The sequence below is a fragment of the Actinophytocola xanthii genome (assembly GCF_001921205.1).
GTDB classification, from domain to species: Bacteria; Actinomycetota; Actinomycetes; order Mycobacteriales; family Pseudonocardiaceae; genus Actinophytocola; species Actinophytocola xanthii.
This window is the reverse complement of record NZ_MSIE01000099.1, coordinates 1-21,532: the sequence shown is the minus strand read 5'-3', so window position 1 is coordinate 21,532 and position 21,532 is coordinate 1. Positions and strand designations below refer to the sequence as shown.

Genomic DNA, 21,532 nt, shown 5'->3' with positions numbered 1-21,532 from the left:
TGGTCCCCAACGGTTACGGGACCGAACCAGTGCTTTCGTTTCGTGAAAACATCTCATCGGAGCCGATCCAGATCGAGGCGAGCACGGCCGCCAAGCCGCCGAGTGCCATGCTCACCCCGACCGGGACGACCTCGGTGAGCAGCCCGAACGCCGCCGGCCCGACCCCCTGCAGGGTCATCAGGCCGGTCGACATCAGGCCGAACCCCTGCCCGGTGGTCTCGGCCGGGACCGCTTCGCGGAAGCGGCGCTGCAGGCCGAGCCCGTAGGCGAAGCCGACGCCGGTGAGCACCAGCAGGACGCCGGCGAGCACGATCCCGATGTCGAACGCGAACGGGAGCAGGGGCGCGCCAAGCAGGGCGACCAGGACCGGGACGGTGCGCTCCCTGGTGGGCGGGCTGAGCAGCCGCGCGACGACGAGGTTGCCGGCGAACATGCCGACGGGAACGCAGGCGAGCAGCAGACCGGGGGCGGCGTCGGGGAAGCCGTGCAGCAGCGCGTAGGGCACGAGCAGGCTCTCCGCGCCGGTGATGAACGCCGGTGGCAGCCACATGACGAGCAACAGCCGGCGCACGACGGGGTCGCCGAGCAGCTCGCGGTTGCCCTGCCAGCTGCGTCGAAGCAGGGCCCGGCCGCCGTCGCGGTCGGGTGCCGGGAGGTTGGGCAGCAGTGTGCGCGCGGCCAGCGCGCTGCCTAAATGGACCGCGGCGGCGGCGAGCAGGGCACCCTCGGGGCCGAGCGTCGCCGCCGCCACCCCGCCCAGGGCGAGCCCGAGCAGCTGGGCGGCCGAGGAAGCCAACTGGAACAGGCTGCGGCCGAGCACGAACGCGTCCCCGGTGAGCGACTCCGCGGTGAGCCGGCCGGCAGTGCCGTTGAAGGCCGGGGCGAGGCAGCCGATGCCGGCCACGATCAGCAGGCTCGTCCAGACGGGTGGGCCGGCCAGTGCCAGCGTCGCCGCGCCGGCCGCCTCGACCAGGTAGCCGCCGACGATCAGCAGCCGGGGCCGGACCAGGTCGGGCAGGGCGCCGATGGCGAGCCCGCCGATCGCCTGGGGCAGGAAGGAGGCGCCGAAGGTGAGCGCGCCGAGGAACGCCGAGCCCGTCGAGGTGAACACGAGCACCGACAGCGCGACGGTCCGCAGGGTGTCCGCCCCGATGGCCGCCGACCTGGTCCAGAACAGCACCCGGAAGACGGGCTCGGCCAGGACGTCCCGATAGGTCACCTCGTTCATTCCGTGATCGTCGGGGCCGCCGCGTGAGGCTGGCGACTGTTTCGTCCTGCGACGTAACGTCGTGCCGTGCTCCGGCTCACCGCGCACCGCGACGACCTGCTGAACAGCCGGTTCGCCGTGTCCCCGCTGTTCGAGCTGAACAACCTGCTGCGCAGGCTCGAGCGGGGCCGGGCGAGCGGGTTGCCCCCGGGATGGGAGGCCCGGCTGCGCCCGGTCTTCCGCCGCCTCCGCACCCACACCCGGCTGGACGCCGTGCTCGCCCTCAAGGCCCACCGCTACGGCGCCGCTTTCGTCGCACCGCCGCCGGCGAGCCTCGCCCAGACGGTCGCCGACGACCTGGCCGCCGTGCGCGCCACTCCGCTCGAGGTCGCGCGCCACGAGATCGCCCAGTGCCTGGCCCGCCGCCCCACGACCGATCCCGACGTCCTCGCGGTGCTGCACAGTCCCTCGGTGGTCGACACGGTCGCCGACACCCTGGAGGTCGCCTGGGCCGAGCTGGTGGGCGCCGACTGGCCGGCGATGCGCGCGGTCTGCGAACGCGATGTGGCCCACCGTGCCGACCTGCTCAGCCGCGGGGGCTGGGCGGCGGCACTGGGCGGCCTGCACCGAAGGGTCCAGTGGCGGGACGGCCAGATCCAGGTGGCGCATTCGGTCGACTGGTCGGCGGACCTCGACGGCCGCGGCCTGCTCCTGGTGCCCTCGGTGTTCGTCTGGCCCGACCTGGCCGTCTACACCGACCCGCCCTGGCCGCGCGCGGTGGTCTACCCCGCGCGGGGCACTGCCGCCCTGCTCGACCCCGACCGGCACGCCACCCCGGAGCCTGCCCTGGCCGACCTCCTCGGCCGCTCCCGGGCCAGGCTCCTGACCACCCTCGCCGAGCCGGCCAGCACCACGCAGCTGGCGACGACCCTCCAACTGGCTCTCGGCGCGGTGGGCGACCACCTGGCCGTCCTGCGCCGCGCCGGGCTCGTCACCCGGGCCAGGTCCGGCCGCTCGGTCCTCTACCGCCGCACGCCGCTCGGCGACGCCCTGACCACCCCGCCGTCGGACTGACCTGGGTCACCTGGGGAGAACTCGGGGGCAGGTCGCGCACGGGCCCTTGCCGGACTCGATGAGGTAGTGGAAGCAGCAGCTCTCCCGGCGCCGGGTCCACCCCGTGCCGCCGTCGCCAGGGCGCATGGTCGAGGCCGAGGTCAGCGGGGCGAACCGGTCGGGCAGCAGCAGCGCCCCGTCCACCACCCCGGCCCCCTCGTCGCCCCCGTACCTGCCCGCGAGCAGCATCGAGTCGTCCAGCGCGTCGGTCGCCGCCGCCCACAGCGTGTGCCGGCCGAAGCGCACCGAGGGGGCGAACGTCGTGACGAACCGCGCCGCGTGTGCGGTGAACCGGCCGCGGAGCACCGCGGCCAGGGCCCGCTCGTCCGGCACGACGGTCGCGTCCGGTGTCCCCGCGGCGGGGTCGTCGGGCAGGCAGACGAACCGCCGATCCAGTACCGCGATCGCGTCCGGGTGGGGTCTCGGTCGAGCCATCCGGAACGCGAGGTGCTCCGGGCGCAGCGACGGCACCCGGCGTTCGTGGTGGAACAGCAGCGCCGCGAGGTATCCCGGGACCGACAGGTACCACGTCATCAGGTAGCCGGAGACGGTCCGTTCTGGCGCCTCGCCGTACTGGTCGCGCAGCCAGCCGGCCAGGCGATCCCGCCAGCCGTCGAACCGGGAAGCGTCGGAGAGTAACTCGGCACACTTCACCCAATCGGGCGAATTCTCGGGCTGGCCGACCCGCAACGAGACCCTGGCCTGGCGTGACGCCGCGCGGGCGACCGACTCGTCGAGTCGGTCCCCGGTCACGAGGCGTACAGTGGCACTGGTCCGCACGGGCGGTCTCCATGGTCCATTCGCGGCTGAGGTTTGCCTTACCTTACCCGAAGAGCCTCATCCAGGCGATGCTCCTTCACCACCCGGCCGAGTGGTGTTCGCGCTGAGCGGACATCGCGTTCTTGCGGAATCCGTTCCCGTTCCCGCACGTTGTCCCACGTGACGGTGTTTCCGTCGACGAAGACCGCCAAGCCCGGCCGCAAGTGGTACTGAGAGCGACAGGCAGGGCGACTACAGTGGTCCTCACGGTGCTGACCCCTCCCTCAGCGGGTACCGGGGGCGGGGCAAGGGCCGCCGGCGCAGCAGTCAGGAGTGCAGATGTTTGAGAGGTTCACCGACCGCGCGAGGCGGGTGGTTGTCCTGGCCCAAGAAGAGGCCAGGATGCTCAACCACAACTACATCGGCACCGAGCACATCCTCCTGGGCTTGATCCACGAGGGTGAGGGTGTCGCCGCCAAGGCGTTGGAGTCGTTGGGGATCGCGCTGGAAGGCGTGCGGCAGCAGGTCGAGGAGATCATCGGCCAGGGCCAGCACGCGCCGAGCGGGCACATCCCCTTCACGCCCAGGGCCAAGAAGGTCCTCGAGCTGTCGCTGCGTGAGGCGCTTCAGCTCGGACACAACTACATCGGTACCGAGCACATCCTTCTCGGCCTGATCCGGGAGGGCGAGGGCGTTGCCGCCCAGGTCCTGGTGAAGCTCGGCGCCGACCTCAACCGCGTCCGCCAGCAGGTCCTCCAGCTGCTGTCCGGCTACCAGGGCAAGGAGCCCGCGGAGACCGGCGGCCGGGGCGAGGGCACGCCGTCCTCGTCGCTGGTGCTCGACCAGTTCGGGCGCAACCTCACCGCCTCCGCGCGGGAGGGCAAGCTCGACCCGGTCATCGGCCGGGCCAAGGAGATCGAGCGGGTCATGCAGGTCCTGTCCCGCCGCACCAAGAACAACCCCGTGCTCATCGGCGAGCCCGGCGTCGGCAAGACCGCCGTCGTCGAGGGCCTGGCGCAGATGGTCGTCAAGGGCGAGGTCCCGGAGACGCTCAAGGACAAGCAGCTCTACACGCTGGACCTGGGTTCCCTGGTCGCCGGCTCGCGGTACCGCGGTGACTTCGAGGAGCGCCTGAAGAAGGTGCTCAAGGAGATCCGCACCCGCGGCGACATCATCCTGTTCATCGACGAGATCCACACCCTCGTCGGGGCCGGTGCCGCGGAGGGCGCGATCGACGCGGCCTCGATCCTCAAGCCGATGCTCGCCCGGGGCGAGCTGCAGACGATCGGTGCCACCACGCTCGACGAGTACCGCAAGTACGTCGAGAAGGACCCCGCGCTGGAGCGCCGCTTCCAGCCGATCCAGGTGGGCGAGCCGACGCTCGAGCACACCATCGAGATCCTCAAGGGCCTGCGCGACCGGTACGAGGCGCACCACCGCGTCACGATCACCGACCCGGCGCTGGTGGCCGCGGCCACCCTGGCCGACCGGTACATCAACGACCGGTACCTGCCGGACAAGGCGATCGACCTGATCGACGAGGCCGGCGCCCGGATGCGTATCCGCCGGATGACCGCCCCGCCGGACCTGCGCGAGTTCGACGAGAAGATCGCCGACGTGCGCCGCGAGAAGGAGAGCGCGATCGACGCGCAGGACTTCGAGCGGGCCGCCAAGCTGCGCGACACCGAGAAGCAGCTGCTCGGCCAGAAGGCGGAGCGGGAGAAGCAGTGGAAGGACGGTGACCTGGACGTCGTCGCCGAGGTGGACGACGAGCAGATCGCCGAGGTCCTGGCCAACTGGACCGGCATCCCGGTGTTCAAGCTCACCGAGGAGGAGACCACGCGTCTGCTCCGCATGGAGGATGAGCTGCACAAGCGGATCATCGGCCAGGAGGACGCGGTCAAGGCCGTGTCGCAGGCCATCCGCCGCACCCGTGCCGGCCTGAAGGACCCGAAGCGCCCGTCCGGCTCGTTCATCTTCGCCGGTCCGTCCGGTGTCGGTAAGACCGAGCTGTCCAAGGCGCTGGCGAACTTCCTGTTCGGCGAGGACGACGCGCTCATCCAGATCGACATGGGTGAGTTCCACGACCGCTACACCGCCTCGCGGCTGTTCGGTGCCCCTCCCGGGTACGTCGGCTACGAGGAGGGTGGCCAGCTCACCGAGAAGGTGCGGCGCAAGCCGTTCTCGGTGGTGCTGTTCGACGAGATCGAGAAGGCGCACCAGGAGGTCTACAACACCCTCCTGCAGGTGCTCGAGGACGGTCGCCTGACCGACGGCCAGGGCCGCACGGTCGACTTCAAGAACACGGTGATCATCTTCACCTCGAACCTGGGCACCCAGGACATCTCGAAGGCGGTCAACCTGGGCTTCTCCTCGGGTGGGGAGGGCCAGACCTACGACCGGATGAAGCAGAAGGTCGACGACGAGCTCAAGAAGCACTTCCGGCCGGAGTTCCTCAACCGTATCGACGACATCATCGTGTTCCACCAGCTCACCGAAGAGCAGATCGTGCAGATGGTGGACCTCATGGTGGCCAGGGTCGAGGAGCAGCTCCGCAACAAGGACATGGCTCTCGAGCTCACCCCGACGGCCAAGAAGCTGCTCGCCACGCGCGGGTTCGACAAGGTGCTGGGCGCCCGCCCGCTGCGCCGCACGATCCAGCGCGAGATCGAGGACCAGCTGTCGGAGAAGATCCTGTTCGGCGAGATCCAGCCGGGCCAGATCATCCTCTGCGACGTCGAGGGCTGGGACGGCAACGAGGAGACGTCGACCGACAAGGCGACGTTCACCTTCCGCGGTGAGACCAAGCCGGCCAACGTGCCGGACGTCCCGCCGGTCGACATGGCCGCCCACAGCGGCGGTGACGTGGCGGAGGGCGAAGAGTCCGCGTAACCCGATCGACGCGAAAGCCGCGTTCCCGGACCTCCGGGGGCGCGGCTTTCGCCGTGTCCGGACCCGGCTTCGGGCATCCTGGACCCACGCGCCCGGCCGAGGAGCGGTTCGACCGGCGAGCCATGGAGGACGACGCAGTGGACAGGTCGACCCAGGAGCTGGACCTACCCGCCGGCGATCCCGGCGCCGAGGAGCCCGCGTCGCGCCGGCGGCCCGGGGGTCGTCGGATCGGCTTCCTGGTCTGGCTGCTGGGCCTGCTCTACGTGGCGTTCGTGGGGTTGCGGATCTGGGGGCTGGAGTCCACCGAGTACCTGGTCGCGGCTATGGCCCTGACCCCGTACCTGGCGGTGTTCGGCCTGGCCTGGGGGCTGCTCGCGCTCCTGCTCCGCAGGCGGGTGGTCGCCGGCGTCGTGCTGCTGCTGACGGTCGCCCTGCTGGCCCTGCTGGCCCCCAGGGTCCTCTCTGACGGCCAGCCGGGCGCGAACGGCGAGCGCATCCGCATCATGGCGGTGAACCTGTTCCTGGGCCGCGCCGACGCCCGGACCGTGGCCGACCTGGTCCGCACCCAGGAGGTCGACGTCCTCGTCCTCCCTGAGCTGACGGAGGCGGCCGTGTCCAGGCTGGACGACGCCGGACTGCGCACCCTGCTTCCGAACCGGGTGTTCGACACGGGTCTGGGCGGCGAGGGAACCGGCATCGCCTCGTCGTACCCCCTGCGCCAGGTGGTCCTGATGGACGAGACGACCATGTCCCAGCCCTCGGTCGTCGTGGACCTGCCGGTCGGCGAGGACGTGGAGCTGACAGCGGTCCACGTCCAGCCCGGCGTCCGCCCCAACACCGCCGGGACCTGGAGCGACGAGCTGGGCAAGCTCCCGTCGCCCGTCTCGCGCGAGCGCGCCCGGATCCTCGCCGGCGACTTCAACGCGAGCATGGACCACCACGCCTTCCGCGAGCTGGTGGACCGGGGCTACGCCGACGCCGCCGAGGAGACCGGCCAGGCGCTGACACCGACCTGGTCCAGCTGGCCGATCGGCCCACCGGTGACCATCGACCACGTGCTCGCCGACCGCCGCTGCGCCATCGCCAGCTACGCCGTCCTCGATGTCCCCGGCACCGACCACAACGCGGTCCTGGCCGAGGTCATCCTGCCGTGACGGGCCTAGGGCACCGCACTCGCCGGCCAACCACCCGCCAGCCGCGTTCCCAACCTCACAGGACAGAACACCTAGGGCACGCCCGAGGGGTCCTGGTCAGGACGACGACCGGGATCTCCCGGACCGTCCGCTCCTGGTATGCCGCGTACTCCGGCATGGTCGAGGTCATCAGCTGCCACAGCCGCGGCCGTTCCGCGGGGCTGGCGGGTCGGGCCCGCGCGGTGAACGTCTCGGTGCCGACCTGCACCGTGACGAGCGGGTCGGCGAGCAGGTTCAGGTACCAGGCGGGGTGGTGGTCGGCCCCGCGGTTCGACGCCGCCAGGACGTAGTGCTCCTCGTCGCGCTGGTAGACGAGCGCCGTCCGGCGGAGCCTGCCGGTTCGCCGGCCGCGCGTGGTCAGCAGCAGGTCGTCGACACCCGGTCGTGGCCGGCCGCCGGTCGCCTCGAAGCGGCGGATGTGCTCGGCGACCCAGGGATTGGGGCTGTCCTGGACCTCGGGCATCAGGCCTCCCGGATGCTGATGGCGCTCCGGTGGTGGCGAGGCGCGTCGACCTCGTCCAGCAGCGCGAGCGCGAAGTCCGCGTAGGTGATCCGGCTGGCCGGGTCGCCGTGCTCGGCGAGGCGGTACCGCCCGCTCGGCGTGCCGGAGTGGTCGAAGTCCCCAGCCGGGGCCACGTACACCCAGTCCAGATCGCTGTCCCGGAGCTCGGCGAGTCCCGCGGCATGGCCGAGGTAGAAGGAGCGGTACTCGTTCGGGTAGCCCGGCTCGTCCATCAGCGGGACGCCGGAGGCTCCCGGCAGGATCGAGGCCAGGCCGACGACGACCAGGCGAGGCACGCCCGCCTTCGCCAGTCCGGCGGCCAGCGCACGCGAGGACGCGGTGAAGAACGCCGCCGGGTCGGCGGACAGGTCCACGGCCGCCGCGACGACCGCGTCGTGTCCGGCCACCGCGTCGGCGACGCTCGCCGCGTCCGTCACGTCACCCCGCACCAGCCGCACGTCGGTCAGGTCGCGGTGCCGGGCCGGATCGCGCACCACGGCGGTGACCGCGTGCCCGCGCCCGCTCGCCTCGGCGACCGCTCGCCGGCCGGCCCGGCCACCCGCGCCGAAGACCACGACGTCCATTCCGAAGCCCATTCCCAACCGCCCCTCACCAGGGCCGGAGCCCGTGCGCCGACCGGTGGCCGAACGCTATCGAGGATGGTGGTTACCGCCGGGATACCAGCTATCGTCGGCCCATGAGGCCACCCCTGCCAGCGGACATGTTCGACGAGCTGTGCCCGTCCTCGCTCAACCCGATCCGCTTCGGCGACAAGTGGGCGGCGCTCATCGTGCGCTGCCTCGAGCAGGGCCCGCGCCGGTTCTCCGAGCTGCGGGTGCCACTGCGTCGGGTCACCCCCAAGGTCCTCACCCAGTCGCTGCGCTCTCTGGAGCGGGGCGGTCTCGTGAAGCGCACGGCCACCACCGAGGGTGGCCCGCACGTCGAGTACGAGCTGACCCCGCTCGGCGCCAGCATGATCGAGCCGTTGGATGCGGCCTGTGCCTGGGCCGCGGAACACTGGGACGAGCTCCTCGACGCCCGCGAGTCCTACGACCACGCTCTGGTCCAGGACACCTCCGTCTAGCCGACCAGTGCGTCCAGTTCGGACAGCGCGGCCAGTGCCGGCATGGCGATCGAGATGCCGTCGGTGGAGCGGATCTCGGCCTCCCGGGGGTTGATCCGGATCAGGTGCCCGCCGGCCTGCTCGGCGAAGCCGCGCACGGTCGGTACCGACGTGCCCGCCCCCAGCTCGAGCACGACCAGCCGGCCCCGATTGTCCGACAGCCAGGAGGTCATCAGGTCCAGGGTCGCCTGGCTGCGGTCGGGGACCCAGCCGAAGTCCCCGAACATCAGGATGTTCGGCCTGGCCAGCGCCCCGCACATCGGACAGGCGGGTAAGTCCCCGACCGCCCGCATCGTCTCGGGGTCCACCTCGATGTCGACCTGGTCCGCCGGCCAGACCAGGTCCGAGCAGGGCAGCGTGCACTGCAGGTGGTGGATCGACCCGTGCACCTCGACGACCCGGTCCTCGGCGAACCCGGCCCGCTGGAACTGTCCGTCCACATTGGAGGTGAACACGCGGGTGTCCATCTCGGACGCCCAGCGGGTCAGTACCGAGAAGCCCAGGTGCGGCGCGGTGCTTCGGTACAGGGCCAGCCGGTGGCCGTAGAAGCCCCAGGCGAGCGGCGGGTCGTTCTCGAAGTGCACTGGATCGGCCAGCTCGACGAACCGCAGCCCCAGGCGTTCATAGGGCGGATACGCCCGCCAGAACCCTCGGTCACCGCGGAAGTCGGGCAGACCCGAGTCGACCCCCATCCCCGCTCCGGCGCACACCAGCAGGCGGTCCGCCGAGGCGATCAGGGCCGCCGCGAGAGTGAGGCTCATCTGCGCAGGGACCCGGGGTACAGGAACTCGTCGGCTGGCCGCTGCGCGGAGCGGAACCACGCGGTGAAGAACTCCCCCAGGTCCTGCCCGGCGATCTCCGCGGTGAACCGCTCGAACTCCGGCCACGAGGCGTTGCCGTCCCGGTGCCTCGCCGGCCACTCCTTCAGCACCCGGTCGAACGCCTCGTCGCCGATCTGCCGCCGCAGCGCGTGCAGGGCCATCGGGCCCTTCTCGTACACGGCGCCGAACTCGTTGCCCGCGCCCATGTCGTAGAGCCGTCCCTGCCAGAACTCGTCGGTGGTCCTGGCGACCGCGGTCCGGTACTGCTGGTCGAGGTCAGCATCGGACTTCGCCTCGTCCCACAGCCACTGGGCATAGCTCGCGAAGCACTCGTTGAGGCAGATGTCCGCCCAGGACGACACGGACACCGAGTTGCCCCACCACTGGTGCGCGTTCTCGTGCACCACGACCGACAGCTCCGCCCAGTCCGCGTAGATCGGGCGGCCCTGGGTCTCCAGCGAGAAGCCGATGCTCTCGTTGATGTAGATGCCGCCGGCCGCGCTCTGCGGATACGGTCCGAACTTCGACTCCAGGAACTCGAGGATCTCCGGCAGCCGGTTCTCCACCTGCCGCTTGTCCTCCACCCCCGGCGCGTAGGCGCTGACCACCGGCGTACCGCTGGGCAGCGTGGACCGGTCGAAGGTCCACTTGTCGATCCCCACGGTCGTCAGGTACGTCGCGATCCGGTTCGGCTCCTCCCAGTGGAAGGTCGTCCACCCGTCGTTCCCGCGGGTCGGCGGCTTCTCGCGGCCGTTGGACACCACGCTCCAGCCGTCGGGCACCCGTGCGTCGAGCCGGAAGGTCGCCTTGTCGCGGGGGGTGTCGTTGGCCGGATACCAGCTGGTCGCCGAGTGCGGTTCGCCTGCCACGAACGCTCCGCCGGACCGCGCGACCTGCCAGCCGTTCTCGCCGAGCCCGCCCTCGCCCATCATCTCCGGCACGCCTCCGTACCGGACCCTGGTCTCGAAGACGGCGCCGTCGGCGACCGGCTCGGCCGGAGTGATCACTAACTCGTGGTCGCCGGTGCGCTCGAACTCGGCGGCCTCGCCGTCCACCTCGACCTCCTCGACCTCCAGGCCGAACAGGTCGAGGTTGAACGTCCGCAGCTCGCCCGTTGCCCGCGCGGTGACCGCGGTGTCCCCGTCCAGGTTGCGGCTGCCCGGGTTGTAGCTGATCGAGACGTGGTAGCCGGCGACGTCGTAACCGCCGTTGCCGTCCTGCGGGTAGTACGGGTCACCGGCGCCGTCCGCGCCGGGTGTCGCCTCCGCACTCGACGCGGAGGGCGCCCGCGTCGGGGTCTGCCTCGCCTCCTCCCGGCGCTCGGTGCAGGCGGACAGCGACGCCAGGCCGACCGCGGCCAGCGCGAGGCAGGCGGTCCGGACCGCCGCGCGGTGGTGCATGGTGATCAGCTCCCGTCATCGGTGACCTGGGCCATGATGTCTCACACGCCGTGATGCGCGGGTGGGATCGGGAGGGTGCGACTGTGGCGGAGCCGACATTCACACGACTGGGCACCGTCGACTTCGGCGGCGACGGAGTGCCGATCCTGCTGCTGCACGGGCTGATGGGGCGCGCCCGTACCTGGTGGCCGGTCTCCCGCTGGCTGACCAGCTACGGCCGGGTGGTCGGGCTCGACGCTCGCGGGCACGGCCGCAGCCCGCACCGCGGCGGTGGCTGGCGTACCGAGGACTTCGTCGCCGACGCCGCGGCGGAGCTCGAGCGGCTGGGCGGACCCGCGATCGTCGTCGGGCACTCGATGGGCGGGCTGCATGCCTGGTGCCTGGCCGCCAGCCGACCTGACCTCGTCCGCGCGATCGTCGTCGAGGACATCGCCCCCGACCAGCGGGGGAAGACCGTCGACCCGTGGCGGGCGTACTTCGAGTCCTGGCCGGTTCCGTTCGCCTCGCTCGCGCACGTGAACGAGTTCTTCGGCTCGCTTGGCGACTACTTCGTCGAGTGCGTCGAGGAGCGGTCGGACGGCTACCACCTCATTGCCGACCTCGAGGACCTGTACGGAATCGCGGCCGAGTGGGGCGAGCGGGACTACTGGCCGTTCGTCGAGCGCGTCCGGTGCCCGGTGCTGGCGATCGAGGCCGAGCACAGCGCGATGCCGCCGGGGCAGATGGCGCAGCTGCCGGTTCGCGCGCCCGGCGGCGGCCACCACCTGGTGGTGCGGGGAGCGGGGCACGTCGTGCACCACGACGCTCCGCTGACCTACCGCGGCGCGGTGGAGGCGTTCCTGTCCGAGGTGCTCAACCGGTGAGGTCGAGCAGCATCTCCGACTCCCCGGTGTGGGTGTCGACGACCGCGACCTCGCTGACCCTGGCCCGCACCGGCTCGACCGGGTAGAGCGCGGCGAAACCCGCGATCACCTCCGCCGGCTCCACGCCGGTGGCCAGCACGCAGTGCGGGACCCAGGAGCCGGGCAGGTAGTACGCCGAGGGTGAGCGGACCCGCTTGGCCAGCACGTCGTGCACCGCGGAGTGGACGGCGAGCAGCTCGGTGTCCACGACGGCCGCGAGCACCAGCGCGGTCTCGGCCGTCGCGGTCGCCGACAGGGTGGACAACCACAGCGTCGGGATCGACAGCAGCCGCAGGTCCTCACGAAGGTCCTCGCGGGTACCCCGCGGGATCGAGCCGGCGGCGGCGAAGCAGACGTGCGGCCGGTGCCGCCGGTGCGTCCGGGTGTCCAGGCTGGGCACGCCGGCGCGTTCCAGCCTGTGCCAGAGTGCACGCACCGCGGCATCGGCCTCGTGGTCGAACCTGAACTCCAGCGCCTGCGCCATGGCCGCAGGGTGCCACAGCGCCGGGCCGCTCAGCCCAGCAGCCGTCGCCAGCCGGGCTGGTCGATCACGTGCCCGGGACCGACCCGTTCCCGGCGGGCCGACAGCAGGACCCGGGCCGCCCGCCCGACCTCGCTCGCCTCCCCGACCGGCACCGTCCGGACCAGCAGGGGCCAGGTCGTGACGCCGACGTACCCGCTCTCGTCGGCCGTTCGGCTGGCGTAGCAGGGTTCGTAGGCGACACCACCTGCCCGCGCCAGCCGCTGGACAGCCGCGAACGTGGCCGGCCCGAACACGCCGTCGGCAACCACCTCCGCTGCGCCGCGGGCCCGCAGAAGATGTTGGGCGGCAAGAACTTTGGGACCGCGGTCGCCGGGTTTGAGCAGTGGCCAGGTCTCCACTTCGGACACCGGTGATCCGATCGCGTCGGCTACGGCCTCCCGCAGCTCCGGCAGACGTCCATACAGGACGGTGCCAGGGCATTCGGTGGCGTTGAAGTCCCGGTGTCCTCGGATCATCGTGGGGGAGATGCCGTACTGCTGCGCTATGTAGGCGACCAGGTGGACGAGCGAGTCCCACAGCCGTGGCGTCACGTCCACTGTGGAGTAGAGGCCTTCGTTCTCGATGCCGATGGTCTCGCTGTTGTGGTTGCCGACGTGTGCGCCGAGGACGTGCCGGGTGCCGCCGTCCAGGGCCTCCAGGCTGCGGTGCCGGCCCTCGGTGATGTACCCGCCACGGCTGTTGGTCAGCTGTTGGCCGGAGTCGATCCAGCCGCGGGTGTCCATGTGGAAGTTCTGGATCCCGCGGGAGATCGAGAACGCGTGGGCGAGCGAGGTGTCGGTGGAGTTCGCCCCGGCGGTGTGGTGCACGACGATGTAGGTCGGCTTGCGGTTGAGCACCTCGATGGTGCCGTTCGGTCGGCGGGCGCCCCACTCGGCGCACCCGTACATCCTGGGTCTGGTGACGGCTCTCGTCCCGGTCGCGGCGGCGGTGTCCGCGACCGTGGCGCCGAGCGCGCCGACCGCGGTGACTGTCAGACCGCCGCGAAGCAGGGCGCGGCGAGTTACGGCCATCTCGATCTCCCTCGACAAGGGGCACAGAGGCCCAGATCGGTGACTGGCTCGTCCGACGCTAGTCACCGCTCGCGCGGGAGGACAAGAGTTGCCCGGATACGAGAAGGTTTCGTTGCCGGTTGGCCGATCAGTGCTCCCCGGGCAGCGCGAACAGCCCGTCGGCCGTCTGCTCCACCAGGCCGTCCACCAGCAGCGAGTCCAGACACCTGTCGCGCTGCCCCGCGTCCGACCAGACCAGGTCCAGCCTCGTCTTCTCCACCGGCGTCGAGGTGTCCCGCAGGACGTCGAGGAGCAGCCCGCGGACCTGCCGGTCGGTCCCGGCGAACCGCTGCACGGGTTTGGCCGGGCCCGCGTAGGCCGGTCTGCCCGCACGCTGCCAGGCGCAGTCGGCGAACACCGGGCAGTCCGCACAGCGCGGCGCGCGGGCGGTGCAGACCATCGCCCCGAGCTCCATCATCGCGATCGACATGCGTGCCGCGAGCTCGTCGTCCTCGGGTAGGAGAGCCTCGGCGTCGGCGAGGTCGCGGGTGGTGGAGGCCGGTCCGGCGTCCCCGGCGCCGTGCACCGCTCGCGCGATCACCCGCCGCACGTTGGTGTCCACTACCGGGCACCGCTTCCGGTAGGCGAACGCGGCGACCGCGCGTGCGGTGTAGGCGCCGATCCCGGGCAGCGCGAGCAGGGTGTCGACGTCCGAGGGGACCACGTCGCCGTGCCGCTCGGCGATCACCGCGGCGGCCTCGCGCAGCCGCAGCGCCCGGCGCGGGTAACCCAGCTTGCCCCAGGCCCGCAGCACCTCCGCCGGGGTCGCCGCGGCCAGGGCGGACGGGGTGGGCCAGCGGGCCATCCACTCGTGCCAGGAAGGCTCGACCCGGGCGACCGGGGTCTGCTGGAGCATGATCTCGCTGACCAGCACACCCCATGCCGAGGTACCCGGAGCCCGCCAGGGCAGGTCGCGGGCGTGCTCGGCGAACCAGTCGGTCAGCACACGGACGTCGAGGCTCATCGCCGCCGATGCTAGGACATGTCAGTGGACCTCGGTGAGCTCGGCGGTCGCCACGTCGTAGACGAAGCCGCGGACCAGGTCGGTGTGCTTGACGAACGGGCTGCGGCGGACCCGCTCGACGGACTGCCGGACGCTGTCCTTGACCTCGCGGAAGGCCTCGATCGCCCACGGCGGCCGGAGCCGGGTCTCCTCCTCGAGCTCGTCCTTGAACTCGTCCTCGGTGATCATCGACAGGCCGCAGGAGGTGTGCTGCATGACGATGACCTCGCGGGTCTGCAGTTTCCGCTGGCTGATCGCGATCGAGCGGATGATGTCGTCGGTGACCACCCCGCCCGCGTTGCGCATGATGTGCGCCTCGCCGTGTCGCAGGCCGAACACGTCGAAGACCTTGATCCGGGCGTCCATGCAGGTCACTACGGCCAGGTGGAGGGAGGGCACCGGGGTGGGGACGCCGGGGGCGCCGCGGTCGACGCCGTTGGCGTGCCGCTCGAGCAGTTCGTCGATCGCCGTCATGGTCACCGCTCCCACCCGCCGGACTTGGCTCGCCGTCCCATTCCAGCAATGGTCCCGCAGACCAGGCAATGTGGCATTCCTAACGAGCGAGCCGTAGTCGACCCGCCCGCGATGATCCCCCGATCGAGGCCGGCCCGGATCCCACGGATCGGAGGCCGCCGGGACTAGCGTCGGCCACCGTGATCGAACCGAACGGACCGCTGCCCCCGGGCGTCTACTGGCGCAGGCGAGCCGTGGCGGTGGTGTGCTCGGTCCTCGCGGTGGTGGTGCTGGCCTGGGTCGTCGGCGGGCTCGTCGGGTCCGGGGACGACCAGCCGGTCCGGGGCGCGGGACCGGACCGGGTCGCGGCGCCGAGCTCGCCGTCGCCCGCCAGCCGGTCCCGCGCCCCGTCGAGCACGACGAGCCCTCTCCCGGCCCCGACGACGGCCCGGGCGTCGGTGACCGGACCGCCGACCCGGCCCCCGACCACCAGCCGCACCACACCGCCCGGCCCGCCCGCACCGCCCAAGGCGTGCCCGGACGCCGTGGTCAGGGTGACGGCCCGCCCCGCGGCCCGGTCGAACCCGGTCGGCTCGCGTCCGGTGCTGCGCCTGTACGTGACCAACGCCGGCCCCGTGCCGTGCGTGCGCGACGTCAACCGGAAGCTCCGCGAGCTGCTGATCTTCTCGGCGGACGGACGGACGCGCCTCTGGTCGAGCAACGACTGCTACCAGCCGCCCGAGCCCGACCAGCGGGTGCTGGTCCCCGCCCGGCCGCTGGTCTTCGAGCTGCGCTGGGCCGGCCGCACCTCGGCCCCCGGCTGCCCTCGAGAACGGCGTCAGGTTCCGCCCGGCACCTACCGGCTGATCGGCAAGCTGGGCCGGCTGGCCGGTGGGCCGGTTCCGTTGGTGTTGACTCCCTGACCCGTGCCTCAGGGCCCGAACCAGCGCTCCTCGGTGGTCCTGGGCGGGGCGGAGGTCGAGCCGAGCACCAGCTCGGTGTCGAGCGTGATCTGCCGCGGCCGGCTGTGGTCGGCGGCGCCGAGCAACAGCTTGCCGGCCGCGCGCCCCTTCTCCAGGACGGGCTGCCGGATCGTGGTCAGCCCGGCGCGCTCGGCCTCGGCGATGCCGTCGAACCCGGTGATCGTCAGGTCGTGCGGCACTCGCAGGCCGCGCCGCCGAGCCTCGGCGAGGGCGCCGAGCGCCAGGATGTCCGAGGTGCAGATGAGCGCGGTGACCTCGGGGTTGGCGTCCAGCAGCTGCGCGGCCGCGGACTCGCCGCTGGTCGTCGTGTGGTCGAACCGCTCGACGACGGGCACCCGTGCCCAGTCGACGCCGGCGGCCTCGAAGCTGTCGGCCAACGCCGACAGCCGGGCTCGCTGGACGTGGAAGTGCGCCGTGCGCTGCCGTGCTATCGACGCGAAGCCGTCGTTGCGGTCCCTGGCCAGGCGCATGCAGAGCACGCCGATGTTGCGGTGGCCCAGGCCGATCAGCCGCCCGGCGAGCTGGGCGATCGCCGCGTGGTCGTCGATGCCGACCAGGTCGACACCCTCCACCCGGGGCTGGTCGCACACGACGGTCGGCACCGGCCGGGACAGCACCGCGGCCAGGTGCGGGTCGTCGTCGGGTACCGAGTACACGACGAACCCGTCGACGCCGGCACTGTGCACCGCCGTCACGTCCTCCCGCTCCGGGTTCACCGGGACCAGGTGCAGGCCCTGGCCCGCACCCTCGCAGGCGAGCGCGAGCCCTTCGAGGAAGCCGATCGCCGCCGGGTCCCGGAAGGCGTAGGAGAGGTTCTCGGTCAGCAGCAGGCCGACCGCACCCGCCTTGCGGGTACGCAGTGAGCGGGCGACCGGGTCCGGGCCGGGGTATCCCAACCGTCGGGCAGTCTCGAGAACCCGCCTGCGCAGCTCGGGTGAGAGCTGGTCAGGCCGGTTGTAGGCGTTGGACACCGTGGTCCGAGACACGCCGAGCTCCGCGGCCAACGACGCCAGTGTCGCTGGCCGGCGCGCATGCATAGGCCGGGCCATGTGCTGACCGTAACGGTTCAGAACGAGGAGCAGAAGTCTGACAGCTCACAGCCGGTTCACCAGATAGGGCCTGGTGCGTTCGCCCGGTCGAGCTAGGGATCGCTCGCCAGGCGTCGTATAGTCGCCGGAGAGTAGTCGGAAACAGTTTTCATTATCTATAGCGGGTCACGCATGTGTCCGCGGAGGAGGCACCGATGAGGTCGACCCGAGCTGGTCTGCAGGTGGCTGGGCTGGGGCTCGCCGCGCTGGTGCTGGCGGGTTGCGGCTCGACGGCGGGTGGGGACGAGGCGGACGACGGGAAGCTCGCCGTGGTCGCCTCCACGAACGTGTGGGGGAGTGTCGCCCAGGCGGTGGGAGGAGATGCGGTCAGTGTCGAATCGCTGATCGCGGACGCGGCGGGTGACCCACACGCGCATCCGGACAAGCCCTCCGACGCCACCTCGCTCGCCGGCGCCGACCTGGTCGTCTACAACGGCGGGGGGTACGACGAGTTCTTCACCAAGCTGCTGGACTCGACCGGCACCGACCTCCCCCGGGTGGACGCGTTCGAGCTGGCCGGGTACGGGGCCGATGCCAACGAGCACGTCTGGTACGACCTGGCGGCCGTGCGCGAGGTGGCCGACGCGCTGGCCGAGGAGCTGGGTTCGCTCGCCCCGGACGACGCGGACACGTTCACCGCGAATGCCGAGGAGTTCGGCACCCGGCTCACCGACCTGGCCGATCGGGCCTCGGCGATCGGCGAGGCGCACCCCGGCGCGAAGGTCCTCGCCACCGAGCCGGTCGCGCACTACCTGTTCGAGGCGGCCGGCCTGACCGACGCGACGCCGCCGGCGTTCTCCGAGGCCGTCGAGGAGGAGACCGACCCGTCCCTGTCGGTGGTGGCCGAGACCACCGAGCTGCTCTCCGGCCGGCAGGTCGCGGTGCTGGTCTCCAACGCCCAGACCCGGACCTCGGTCACCGACTCGCTGGCCGAGGAGGCCGAGGCGGCGGGCATCCCGGTGGTCGAGGTCACCGAGACGCTGCCCGAGGGGACGACGGACTACGTTGAGTGGATGAGCGAGCAGGTGGACGCCCTGGCGGGCGCTCTCGACCAGACGTGACAGTCGACCGGGACGCGGCCCGCGACCAGTCCGTGCGCACCTCACCCGGCAGCGGCGTCGTGTCGCTGCGCGAGGCGACCCTGGCCTACGGACAGCGCGTTCTGTGGTCCGGGCTGGACCTCGACGTCCAGCCCGGCGAGTTCGTCGCGGTGCTGGGGCCGAACGGGTCGGGGAAGACCAGCCTGCTCCGGGTGCTGCTCGGCCTGCGGCCGCTGACCTCGGGCAGCGTCCGGGTGGTGGGCGAGCCGCCCGGACGCGGCAACCAGCGGATCGGGTACGTCCCGCAGCAGCGTGCGATGGAGGAGAGCCTGGTGCTGCGGGGGCGCGACCTCGTCGGGCTCGGTCTGGACGGGCACCGGTGGGGGATCGGCCTGCGGGGGATGCGGGCGCGTCGCGAACGGGTGGACGCCGCGCTGGCCGCTGTCGGCGCGCGGGACTTCGCCGACGCCCCGGTCGGCCGGCTCTCCGGCGGCGAACAGCAGCGGCTGCGGGTGGCGCAGGCCCTGGTCAGCGACCCCGAGGTGCTGCTGTGCGACGAGCCGCTGCTCTCCCTGGACCTGGCGAACCAGCAGGTGGTCAGCTCCCTGATCGACGCCCGCCGGCGAGCCGCGAACACCGCGGTGCTGTTCGTCACCCACGAGATCAACCCGGTTCTGCCGCTGGTGGACCGGGTGCTGTACCTGGTGGACGGCCGGTTCCGGATCGGTCGGCCGGACGAGGTGATGACCGCCGAGACGCTGTCCGAGCTGTACCGAGCGACGATCGACGTCGTGCGGGTGGGCGGGCAGATTCACGTCGTCGGCGCGCAGAGCGGCCTGTGCGAGCAGTCCAGCCACCACCACCTGCAGGATGAGGAGCGGGCCTGATGGACAAGCTCTTCGACCTCGAGCTGACCGTCGAGCTGCTGGGCTTCCCGTTCGTGCGAACCGCGCTGGTCGCGGCGGCGATCCTCGGCCTGCTGGCCGGGGTGCTCGGTCCGTTGATCGTGAGCCGCAACATGGCCTTCGCGGTGCACGGCACCAGCGAGCTCTCGTTCACCGGGGGTGCGGCGGCGCTGCTGCTCGGCGTGAACGTCGGGCACGGCGCGCTCGCCGGCGCGGTGGTCGCGGCGCTCGTGCTGGGCCTGCTGTCGCGGCGCTCGTCCGAGCACGACTCGGTGATCGGCGCCGTGCTCGCGTTCGGGCTCGGCGTGGGGGTGCTGTTGCTCTGGTTCTACCCCGGGCGGGCGTCGAACAAGTTCGGACTGTTGGTCGGTCAGATAGTGAGCGTGGACTTCGCGTCGCTCGCGCTGCTCGGTGCGTGCGCGGTCGCGGTGCTGCTGGTGCTGCTGGTGATCTACCGGCCACTGCTGTTCGCCAGCGTGGACCCGGAGGTGGCGAAGGCGCGCGGGGTGCCGACCGGTCCGTTGTCGCTGGTGTTCGCGGTGCTGGTCGGGGTGGCCACGGCGCTCGGCGTGCAGACGGTCGGTGCGTTGCTGGTGCTCGCGCTGATGATCACGCCAGCCGCCGCGGCCTGCCGCATCACCGCGAACCCGCTCCGGGCGACGGTGCTGGCCGTGGTGTTCGCCGAGGTGTCGGCGGTGGGTGGGATCGTGTTCTCGCTCGCGCCGGGCGCGCCGGTGAGCGCGTTCGTCACCGCGATCTCGTTCTGTATCTATCTGGTGTGCTGGACCGTGAGCCTCGCGCGCGGACGGCGCCGCGGGGTGGCTACCCCAGCAGGAGCAGTGCCTGCAGCTCCCCGATAACCGCCCCGATCACCGCGCCGACGGCGATGAGCTTCCACTCGTCCTGCCGGAAGGCCGGCCGGAGCAGGGCTTCGTACTCGACCCGGCTGAGGCGGCGGATCCGGGAGGCGATGGTGTCGCGGATGTCGAGGGCTTCGGTGGCGTAGTCCTCCGCGTGCCGGAGCGTGTGCGGCAGGTGCCGCACGGCGTGGTCGGCGGCGGCCTGCTTGACCTGCGTGCTGATTGCGGTGGTGAAGGGCCCCGCCTGGGCGTCGATCGTGTCCCGCACCGCCTGCCGCACGATCGCGTGCAGCCGCTCGGAACGCAGGACGGCATCGAGGATGTTCGGGACCGTCATCACCTCCCGGGCGACGATCTCGGCGTACTGCTTGGCGACCGCGTCCCGCCGCCGCTGGAAGACCCCCTGGAAGGCGAACGGCCCGAACCGTCGCCGGTGGCGAGGGAAGAAGACGAGCTTGATCGCGAGCCAGTCGGTGAACCAGCCGATCAGCGCGCCGAAGACGGGTAGTACGAGCGGTTGTCGGGTAAGCGCCCACACCCCGGTCTGTACGAGTCCCAACAGGAATCCGAAGTAGATCCCACAGCGGGCGATGAAGGCCATCTCCGGCCGCGAGATGTCCCGCACGAGCCGGATCAGCTTGTCCCGGCTGAGCGCGGCCGTGGCGACCTGCTTGACGTCGAGTACCTGCCCGATGTCGCCGCGGAGGTCGGCCAGAACCCGCCGCACGACCTGGGAGGCGGCGCCCTGCGCCCGTTTGAGGACGAGCTCACGGGCCAGCGGCGGCAGTGCATCCCACAGCCCCGGCCGATACCGGTCCATGGCGTCCCGCGTGATCTCCTCCACCGCGAGCAGCAGCGGCGCCCGAATCTCCCCCGCGATCCGATCGCCGTCGAGCCGCTCGAAGACTTCCTGCGGGTCGACGAGCCGTTCGGTGAGCAGGTCAGCGCTCATGCGGATCATCCGCCCGGAGTTCCGCGGCACGACGCCCTGCCACCCCAACCACGGCTCGCGAAGCCCCACGAACCGCACCGGCCGAAACATCATCTCGATGGCCACGCGCTTGGTCACGTACCCGATGACGGCGGCCATGACCGGCATGCAGGCGTAGACCAGCCAGGTCGCCATCTCCCACCCTCAGTCGGCCACTGTGGACCGCCAGTATCACCGACACGGCGTTCGAGCCTGACGCGAACCGTTGCATCTGCCCGACACTGACGTGCGTGTGGACACCCGTCGACGACGGTCCCCCAGGTCGACCACCACGAGCAGATGCGGTTACTGGCCGACGTATGCGACACCTTGGTCGCGGCCTGGTGCCGGGCCGCCGTTGGCCCGTCTGGTTCGCCGGAAGAGAGGGTTACCCGCGCCGGTCCGGATCTATCTTTCTGCGGCGCAACAACAATCTGATTCGACAGATCGTCGGCTGTTACCCAAGCTCGCTGGGCATTGGGACCGTGTTCATGGTTAGTAGCAGGTCGCATACCTGATGCATTTCGGACACGATCTCGCCAAGGGTAATGGCTGGATCGAGTTGATAACGTCCGCCAAATATGCACTCGCCACGTATGCGGGCTTGTCGGTGCCCGAAGCCGTAGCCGAGGTGGGCTGGCGACCCTGCTCGCTTCCAGGCTTCTCGGTCGTGGGGCGTCCTGAGAGCGTGTTTGAGATCTTCATGGTGTGGTGAACTGGCGTGG

21 protein-coding genes are annotated in these 21,532 nt (G+C 71.4%); 9 read left to right on the top strand and 12 right to left on the bottom strand.

Annotation, left to right across the window (positions count from 1 at the left end):
• Positions 1-13: 13 nt before the first annotated feature.
• Positions 14-1,228, bottom strand: coding sequence for an MFS transporter (locus BU204_RS34890; RefSeq protein WP_075130080.1), 1,215 nt, complete (start codon positions 1,226-1,228; stop codon positions 14-16).
• A 66-nt stretch (positions 1,229-1,294) separates the two neighbouring features.
• On the opposite strand from BU204_RS34890, the gene BU204_RS34885 reads away from it, so the two are divergent.
• The gene (locus tag BU204_RS34885; protein ID WP_075130079.1) at positions 1,295-2,281 is read left to right on the top strand and encodes an ArsR/SmtB family transcription factor; all 987 of its coding nucleotides are present in this window, start codon (positions 1,295-1,297) and stop codon (positions 2,279-2,281) included.
• Between the two features lie 6 nt (positions 2,282-2,287).
• Here BU204_RS34885 and BU204_RS34880 read toward each other — a convergent pair whose 3' ends face one another.
• Entirely contained in the window at positions 2,288-3,073 is a 786-nt protein-coding gene (locus BU204_RS34880) for a (2Fe-2S)-binding protein (RefSeq protein WP_075130078.1), read from the bottom strand.
• A 345-nt stretch (positions 3,074-3,418) separates the two neighbouring features.
• Between BU204_RS34880 and BU204_RS34875 the strand changes: the two genes are divergently transcribed.
• Complete coding sequence (locus tag BU204_RS34875) at positions 3,419-5,971, top strand: ATP-dependent Clp protease ATP-binding subunit (protein ID WP_075130077.1); 2,553 nt, start codon at positions 3,419-3,421, stop codon at positions 5,969-5,971.
• A 137-nt stretch (positions 5,972-6,108) separates the two neighbouring features.
• On the top strand, positions 6,109-7,125 hold the full coding sequence (locus tag BU204_RS34870; protein ID WP_158073558.1) for an endonuclease/exonuclease/phosphatase family protein: 1,017 nt from the start codon (positions 6,109-6,111) through the stop codon (positions 7,123-7,125).
• Positions 7,126-7,180: 55 nt separating this feature from the next.
• Here BU204_RS34870 and BU204_RS34865 read toward each other — a convergent pair whose 3' ends face one another.
• Together BU204_RS34865 and BU204_RS34860 are read right to left on the bottom strand one after the other, a co-directional pair.
• Positions 7,181-7,627: a nitroreductase/quinone reductase family protein gene (locus tag BU204_RS34865; RefSeq protein WP_075130076.1), complete on the bottom strand. Its 447-nt coding sequence runs from the start codon at positions 7,625-7,627 to the stop codon at positions 7,181-7,183.
• Positions 7,627-8,262 carry an NAD(P)-dependent oxidoreductase gene (locus BU204_RS34860; RefSeq protein ID WP_233160989.1) on the bottom strand — a complete coding sequence of 212 codons (636 nt, stop codon included), beginning with the start codon at positions 8,260-8,262 and terminating at the stop codon, positions 7,627-7,629. Before BU204_RS34860 ends, BU204_RS34865 begins: the two co-directional genes overlap by 1 nt.
• A 101-nt stretch (positions 8,263-8,363) precedes the next feature.
• Between BU204_RS34860 and BU204_RS34855 the strand changes: the two genes are divergently transcribed.
• A complete protein-coding gene (locus BU204_RS34855) occupies positions 8,364-8,750 on the top strand; it encodes a winged helix-turn-helix transcriptional regulator (RefSeq protein ID WP_075130075.1) in 387 nt (128 codons plus the stop codon).
• Here the strand turns inward: BU204_RS34855 and BU204_RS34850 are convergent.
• On the bottom strand, positions 8,747-9,550 hold the full coding sequence (locus BU204_RS34850; protein WP_075130074.1) for an SIR2 family NAD-dependent protein deacylase: 804 nt from the start codon (positions 9,548-9,550) through the stop codon (positions 8,747-8,749). The two genes, BU204_RS34855 and BU204_RS34850, sit on opposite strands and share 4 nt — an antisense overlap.
• Entirely contained in the window at positions 9,547-11,010 is a 1,464-nt protein-coding gene (locus tag BU204_RS34845) for a M1 family metallopeptidase (protein WP_075130073.1), read from the bottom strand. The genes BU204_RS34850 and BU204_RS34845 overlap by 4 nt, the downstream gene beginning before the upstream one ends.
• Before the next feature lie 83 nt (positions 11,011-11,093).
• Here BU204_RS34845 and BU204_RS34840 point away from each other — a divergent pair, with 83 nt between their 5' ends.
• Positions 11,094-11,873 (top strand): alpha/beta fold hydrolase, encoded by a 780-nt coding sequence (locus BU204_RS34840; protein WP_233160987.1) that lies wholly within the window; start codon positions 11,094-11,096, stop codon positions 11,871-11,873.
• On the opposite strand, the gene BU204_RS34835 is transcribed toward BU204_RS34840, so the two are convergent.
• From BU204_RS34835 to BU204_RS34820, 4 genes are all read right to left on the bottom strand, one after another.
• Positions 11,863-12,396 carry a 2'-5' RNA ligase family protein gene (locus tag BU204_RS34835; protein WP_075130072.1) on the bottom strand — a complete coding sequence of 178 codons (534 nt, stop codon included), beginning with the start codon at positions 12,394-12,396 and terminating at the stop codon, positions 11,863-11,865. The genes BU204_RS34840 and BU204_RS34835 overlap by 11 nt on opposite strands.
• Positions 12,397-12,425: 29 nt before the next feature.
• Positions 12,426-13,466, bottom strand: a complete 1,041-nt coding sequence (locus tag BU204_RS34830; RefSeq protein WP_075130091.1) for a peptidoglycan recognition protein family protein — start codon at positions 13,464-13,466, stop codon at positions 12,426-12,428.
• Positions 13,467-13,593: 127 nt separating this feature from the next.
• Positions 13,594-14,469, bottom strand: a complete 876-nt coding sequence (locus tag BU204_RS34825) for an HhH-GPD family protein (protein ID WP_075130071.1) — start codon at positions 14,467-14,469, stop codon at positions 13,594-13,596.
• 21 nt (positions 14,470-14,490) lie between these two features.
• Entirely contained in the window at positions 14,491-14,982 is a 492-nt protein-coding gene (locus BU204_RS34820) for a beta-class carbonic anhydrase (RefSeq protein ID WP_075130090.1), read from the bottom strand.
• 179 nt (positions 14,983-15,161) lie between these two features.
• Between BU204_RS34820 and BU204_RS39625 the strand changes: the two genes are divergently transcribed.
• Complete coding sequence (locus tag BU204_RS39625; protein WP_143229967.1) at positions 15,162-15,884, top strand: hypothetical protein; 723 nt, start codon at positions 15,162-15,164, stop codon at positions 15,882-15,884.
• A gap of 8 nt (positions 15,885-15,892) precedes the next feature.
• Here the strand turns inward: BU204_RS39625 and BU204_RS34805 are convergent, their stop codons facing one another.
• Complete coding sequence (locus BU204_RS34805) at positions 15,893-16,993, bottom strand: LacI family DNA-binding transcriptional regulator (RefSeq protein WP_075130068.1); 1,101 nt, start codon at positions 16,991-16,993, stop codon at positions 15,893-15,895.
• Between the two features lie 194 nt (positions 16,994-17,187).
• On the opposite strand from BU204_RS34805, the gene BU204_RS34800 reads away from it, so the two are divergent.
• The 3 genes from BU204_RS34800 to BU204_RS34790 are packed head-to-tail and all read left to right on the top strand — an operon-like array spanning position 17,188 to position 19,837.
• Positions 17,188-18,093, top strand: coding sequence for a metal ABC transporter solute-binding protein, Zn/Mn family (locus BU204_RS34800; protein WP_075130067.1), 906 nt, complete (start codon positions 17,188-17,190; stop codon positions 18,091-18,093).
• 32 nt (positions 18,094-18,125) lie between these two features.
• The gene (locus tag BU204_RS34795) at positions 18,126-18,959 is read left to right on the top strand and encodes a metal ABC transporter ATP-binding protein (protein ID WP_075130089.1); all 834 of its coding nucleotides are present in this window, start codon (positions 18,126-18,128) and stop codon (positions 18,957-18,959) included.
• Entirely contained in the window at positions 18,959-19,837 is an 879-nt protein-coding gene (locus BU204_RS34790) for a metal ABC transporter permease (RefSeq protein ID WP_075130066.1), read from the top strand. The genes BU204_RS34795 and BU204_RS34790 overlap by 1 nt, the downstream gene beginning before the upstream one ends.
• Here BU204_RS34790 and BU204_RS34785 read toward each other — a convergent pair.
• Positions 19,800-20,963 (bottom strand): hypothetical protein, encoded by a 1,164-nt coding sequence (locus tag BU204_RS34785; RefSeq protein WP_075130065.1) that lies wholly within the window; start codon positions 20,961-20,963, stop codon positions 19,800-19,802. The two genes, BU204_RS34790 and BU204_RS34785, sit on opposite strands and share 38 nt — an antisense overlap.
• Between the last annotated feature and the right edge of the window lie 569 nt (positions 20,964-21,532).

What these genes read in the sequence shown, in the direction of transcription:
- BU204_RS34850 (WP_075130074.1), bottom strand. Translation starts at nt 9,550, where the DNA reads ATGAGCCTCACTCTCGCGGCGGCCCTGATCGCCTCGGCGGACCGCCTG.
- BU204_RS34800 (WP_075130067.1), top strand. Translation starts at nt 17,188, where the DNA reads ATGAGGTCGACCCGAGCTGGTCTGCAGGTGGCTGGGCTGGGGCTCGCC.
- BU204_RS34855 (WP_075130075.1), top strand. Translation starts at nt 8,364, where the DNA reads ATGAGGCCACCCCTGCCAGCGGACATGTTCGACGAGCTGTGCCCGTCC.
- BU204_RS34890 (WP_075130080.1), bottom strand. Translation starts at nt 1,228, where the DNA reads ATGAACGAGGTGACCTATCGGGACGTCCTGGCCGAGCCCGTCTTCCGG.
- BU204_RS34845 (WP_075130073.1), bottom strand. Translation starts at nt 11,010, where the DNA reads ATGCACCACCGCGCGGCGGTCCGGACCGCCTGCCTCGCGCTGGCCGCG.
- BU204_RS34785 (WP_075130065.1), bottom strand. Translation starts at nt 20,963, where the DNA reads ATGGCGACCTGGCTGGTCTACGCCTGCATGCCGGTCATGGCCGCCGTC.
- BU204_RS34790 (WP_075130066.1), top strand. Translation starts at nt 18,959, where the DNA reads ATGGACAAGCTCTTCGACCTCGAGCTGACCGTCGAGCTGCTGGGCTTC.
- BU204_RS34830 (WP_075130091.1), bottom strand. Translation starts at nt 13,466, where the DNA reads ATGGCCGTAACTCGCCGCGCCCTGCTTCGCGGCGGTCTGACAGTCACC.
- BU204_RS34860 (WP_233160989.1), bottom strand. Translation starts at nt 8,262, where the DNA reads ATGGGCTTCGGAATGGACGTCGTGGTCTTCGGCGCGGGTGGCCGGGCC.
- BU204_RS34825 (WP_075130071.1), bottom strand. Translation starts at nt 14,469, where the DNA reads ATGAGCCTCGACGTCCGTGTGCTGACCGACTGGTTCGCCGAGCACGCC.
- BU204_RS34835 (WP_075130072.1), bottom strand. Translation starts at nt 12,396, where the DNA reads ATGGCGCAGGCGCTGGAGTTCAGGTTCGACCACGAGGCCGATGCCGCG.
- BU204_RS34865 (WP_075130076.1), bottom strand. Translation starts at nt 7,627, where the DNA reads ATGCCCGAGGTCCAGGACAGCCCCAATCCCTGGGTCGCCGAGCACATC.
- BU204_RS34820 (WP_075130090.1), bottom strand. Translation starts at nt 14,982, where the DNA reads ATGACGGCGATCGACGAACTGCTCGAGCGGCACGCCAACGGCGTCGAC.
- BU204_RS34805 (WP_075130068.1), bottom strand. Translation starts at nt 16,993, where the DNA reads ATGGCCCGGCCTATGCATGCGCGCCGGCCAGCGACACTGGCGTCGTTG.
- BU204_RS34875 (WP_075130077.1), top strand. Translation starts at nt 3,419, where the DNA reads ATGTTTGAGAGGTTCACCGACCGCGCGAGGCGGGTGGTTGTCCTGGCC.